This window comes from Silvanigrella sp., from assembly GCF_044369315.1.
In the GTDB taxonomy this organism is placed as follows: domain Bacteria; phylum Bdellovibrionota_B; class Oligoflexia; order Silvanigrellales; family Silvanigrellaceae; genus Silvanigrella.
The window spans coordinates 1-4,474 of the sequence record NZ_JBIPMD010000255.1 but is presented as its reverse complement, the minus strand read 5'-3'; the positions used below and the strand labels follow the sequence as shown (position 1 = coordinate 4,474).

Here is a 4,474-nt window from a genome sequence, read left to right as displayed (position 1 = left end):
GATGAGTTGGTTCTGCCAATCCATTGGTAGCTCCTTTGTTACTTTTTTTTAAGCAACAATTAACTAACAAATTGGAGCTATTTCTTCAATCTTCACAATATCTTTCTCAACTCTTAACTGGCATAATTTGTTTTGTTTTATAATCAAAATCTTGAAACCAACTTGCGAGAGTCACTTTATTAAAAAAGAAATCGGAATGACTTATTAATTTATATTTATGAATAAATAAAGCAGAATATATTGCATATGCTAAATCATTTTTAATTTTATTTCCATTAGACCAATCTTTAAGAGAATAAGTTTCTTTTTTATTAATTAAGGAATACAAGGTACGATCTAAATTAGATTTTGTGTATTGGAACATCCAAGTTTGATCATTTAAATCACCCGAAATTTTTAAAAAATGATCCGTTTTTGCATTTTTTAATGCATTCATTTTATTAGACATTCGGTTAAAAGTCCATATTTGGCTTTTTGAATCTTTATCACACGTACTTAAAGATAAGCTATGATCGCTTGACTCTTTCAAGCAATATCCTGGATACAATGCGGAATATATTCTAAATCCTTTAAATCTCATTTTTTCAAAAACAATTATCCAATCTTGACTTTTATCTGAAATAGAACATGAGATTGAATTCATTGAAAGATTATTTTGAGATTTTACTTTGGTTAATAAATCATTTGATTCTGAAATAGCAAGGCAATTCTTATTTAATGATGATGTTATTTTGTGGGGTTGTAAATAGTTAAGGTTAAATTGCTGACTCCAAATTAAATTTTTTGTAATTGCATTATTTTTTTTAGAATTTAAAATATTTACTTTATAAGGAGTCGAATTAATTAATTTTAAAATTGATGAGTTAAAATTATTTGTAATTAATTTTAACTGATTTAGAGATTTTTTATTTTTAAACGTTTCAATAATCTTTAATGAAGGATTTTGATTTTTATCTATAAAAATATTTATTAATTTTGGATCATTGTTAAAAATAAATTTAAATTTTATTTCGGAAGTTACTTTCTTAAAAGATGGGTTTAAATTGGCATTATTCCAATATTCTCCAAAACTTATTTCTGAAATTTTAAAATCGTAATTTTCATTTTCTGTTGATAATAAAAATGGCCTTAATATTTCATGATCAAATATGGTATGAAATGAATCTGAATAATAATGTGCAGGCTCAAATCCAGCTCGGTGCTCTTTGTTCATACTAGGGAAATATGCTTTAAACCAAGAATAGAACTCAATTTTATTTATTATTGAGGAATGTTTTTTTTCAAAAGCGGAAAGATAAGAATATATAGATTGATTTATGCATTGAATAAATAAAATATCAAATTGCGAAATTGTTTCTAAATATACAGTTTGAGCATTTTTGCCATGATAGGTTGATTCGAAGTATTTTTTATCAATTTCTTCAATTATAATTAAACTTGCCTAATATTCTAATAGTTTTTCTTTAATATATTTAAAATAAATGGTGTCTAATATTTTATTAGTGTTTAAATATATATTTTCATGAATATTTTTGTATTTTTCAAATTGAATTTTTATTTTATCAAATTTAGTCCACCTATCATGGGCTAGCGAGCCTTGATCAGAATCTTGTGGTAATTCTTTTTGAATTCGTTCATTTTCATAATAATTATTTTGAGCATCTTCTATACTAATACTATAAGAATTTTGAATAAATAGTAGAGAAAAAGGGGAAATATTTAGCCATTTTTTATTCATATAAAAAATTTCCTTTGATCATTTTTAATTTTAATAATCTATTTATGGAATTATTGTTCCTATTGCGATGGCTTCAATTGATGTTGTCGCTGTAGCAATTTCACTTACGGTTTGTATGCTGATATGAACATTATTCACTAAAATTTCCAAATCATTGATCATCTCTACAACTTGCGCCATTTCTTCAAATTCATTTAAATCGGCAGCAATTGCGGAATCATCGTCAAAGTTTATTATTTCTTCAGCTCCAACATCGGCATAAGAGCCAGAAGGTCCTGAGCCATCGCTCATTCGAATGGGTGCTCCTTGATTATTTAAAGTTTCAATTACCCTGCTGTCCTGAGCCATTCGAAAGAGGTTATCAAAATCAGCTTCAGGCATGTCTTGCTTTATTTGTGAAATTTCTTGGCGCATTTGTTCAAATTCAGAAGAAGGTTCCCATTCTCCATTTGACCATTTGTCCCAAACTTCTCTGTAAGTCGGAATTTTATTATTATTTAAATTTGTTAATTTACCGTCATTTTTTTCAACAATATCAAAGAAATCTTTAATTTTAAAATAGGTGTCTTCATAATAATTTATTAAGGGAGCCGATGTAATATGAAATGGTAAATAGGTCGCAAAATTATTATCTATAGTATTGTTATTAAATTGTGATAAATAGAATTTTGAAAAATCATCTTTCAATTTTTTATCGTCTATATGATATAAATATTTATTTTGAATATAAGATGTTTTTATTCCTATAAGAGAAATTTTAAATTTTTGGATTTCAGAAAGTTCATTGCTTGAATTTTTTAATTCTTGAAATAATTCATTTATTTCAATTTCAGAAATTTCTGAATATTTAAACTGTGAGAGTTTTATTATTGTTTTTTGAGAAGCGGAAGTTAATGTTTCAAATAAATTCATCTTACTAACTTTATTGAAAAACCATTCTGATTTATTTGGCAAATGATAGTGATTTATAAAATAGCTAATGTAAATCGCGTTTGCTATTATTGGTAGTATGACTTCTTTTTTATTCCAATCTTTACTTGTATATATTTCTGTACCATGTATTAAAGAAAAAAGAATAAGATATTGTCTATTGATTAAATTGCTATTTGTTTGCCAATTTTGTTTTGGATCTAAATGATCTATCTGTAGAACTAGGTTTGTTAATTTATTAGTGAATTTTTTCGGGTTTGAATTCATTTGCCAAATTTGACTTTGGTTTTGAGGATGACACTTTGTAATACTTTTCCCATAAATAATTGAGTCATCTATGCAATATCCTGTATAAAGGGCGGAGTAAATTTTAAATTCATTTGAATTATTTTTTTCTTTTACAAAAATCCAATCCTGTGATTTATCATTAAAAATACAAGGTGTCGCTTTTAAAGAAATTCCATTAACAAGATCATTGTCTCTATTTATTCTTAACAATCTGTTTTTAGAAATTGAAATGCATTTATCTAATGTTTTTGATTGTAATTTTGATGTTTTTATTTCTGTATTTTGAAATAGTAAATATTTATTTGTAATTGTGCTTTTTTTATTATTAAAATAACTTATTTTATCTATTAAATTTTGATAAATATCGATAGAGTTGTTTTTAATTTCTGAAAGATTTTTTTGTTTTTTAAGGTGTTCAATATATTGAATTGAAGGTTTTTCATTGGTTTTTATATAGAGTTGCATTAAGTTGGGGTTGTCATTGTATTTAAATTTGTAATATTTTGTCGTGTTTTTCCAACTAATAAATGGTTTTGTATTGGCATTGTTCCAATATTCATTAAATTTATACTCTATTTGTTTAAAATCATATTTATCGTCACCAGGTTCAATAAATGAATTAAATATTTCCTCCTCAAATAAAGACTGAGTTGAATCTATATAATAATGAGTTGCTTCAAACCCAGCTCTATTTTCGCTATTTAGAGTTGGCCAATATGCTTTGATCCAGGAATTAAATTCTACTTCTTGAAAAAATTTTTGATTTTGTTGTGAATAAAAGGAAAAAATAGAATAAAAAGATTGATTGATGAGTTGATTAAGAAGTGGTTCTATATTTTTTAAGGTTTCATTATAAACAGTTTCTGCTGATTTTCCCTGGTATGTTTTGTGAAAATATTTCTTATCTGTTTCCTCTAAAAGAATAAGACTGGCATGGTATTTTAAAATAATTTTTTGGATCGGGATAAAATATTGCTTCATTAAATTTGATTTTAGATTTAAATTTAAATTATCTGAAGCGCTTTTATATTTTTTATAGTTTTCAATTACTGTTTTAAATTTATTCCACTCTTCTTTCGCAATAGAACCTTGGTCGACTGAAATTTCTGGTATTTTATCAAATGTCTGATCCCATTGATTATTAGAATTGTTTTTATTTTCGTATATGCTTATTCCAAATGAGTTTTGTATTGGTATTAAAAATAAAGTGAGAGCAGATATTAATTTTTTGTTCATAGTAACATCCTGTTATATTGTAAAAATTTTAAATCTATTCCATGAAGAAAAGCTGAGAAATGAAAAAACAAAACTGGACTTAATAAAATAATCTAAATTTGTAAATAAGATTTATCTAATTAAATTAATATTTTCTATAGATTACCATTAATGAAATATGATCTTCCCCCAATTTTATAGACACAATTAACCGACCTTTTTCATTGGTCTAGTTATTTCAAATATAACTGGAGACAGATATCCATTCGACGAATGCTTTCTAACACGATTGTAGTAAACTTC

3 protein-coding genes are annotated in these 4,474 nt (G+C 25.4%); all 3 read right to left on the bottom strand.

All coding sequences use genetic code 11. From position 1 onward, the window contains the following. Positions 1 to 106: 106 nt before the first annotated feature. The 3 genes from ACIQ56_RS14860 to ACIQ56_RS14850 all read right to left on the bottom strand — a co-directional run bounded on the left by ACIQ56_RS14860 (position 107) and on the right by ACIQ56_RS14850 (position 4,192). Entirely contained in the window at positions 107 to 1,213 is a 1,107-nt protein-coding gene (locus ACIQ56_RS14860) for a hypothetical protein (protein WP_397601826.1), read from the bottom strand. 228 nt (positions 1,214 to 1,441) lie between these two features. After that, on the bottom strand, positions 1,442 to 1,738 hold the full coding sequence (locus tag ACIQ56_RS14855; protein WP_397601825.1) for a hypothetical protein: 297 nt from the start codon (positions 1,736 to 1,738) through the stop codon (positions 1,442 to 1,444). A gap of 42 nt (positions 1,739 to 1,780) precedes the next feature. After that, positions 1,781 to 4,192, bottom strand: a complete 2,412-nt coding sequence (locus tag ACIQ56_RS14850; protein WP_397601824.1) for a hypothetical protein — start codon at positions 4,190 to 4,192, stop codon at positions 1,781 to 1,783. Positions 4,193 to 4,474 lie beyond the last annotated feature (282 nt).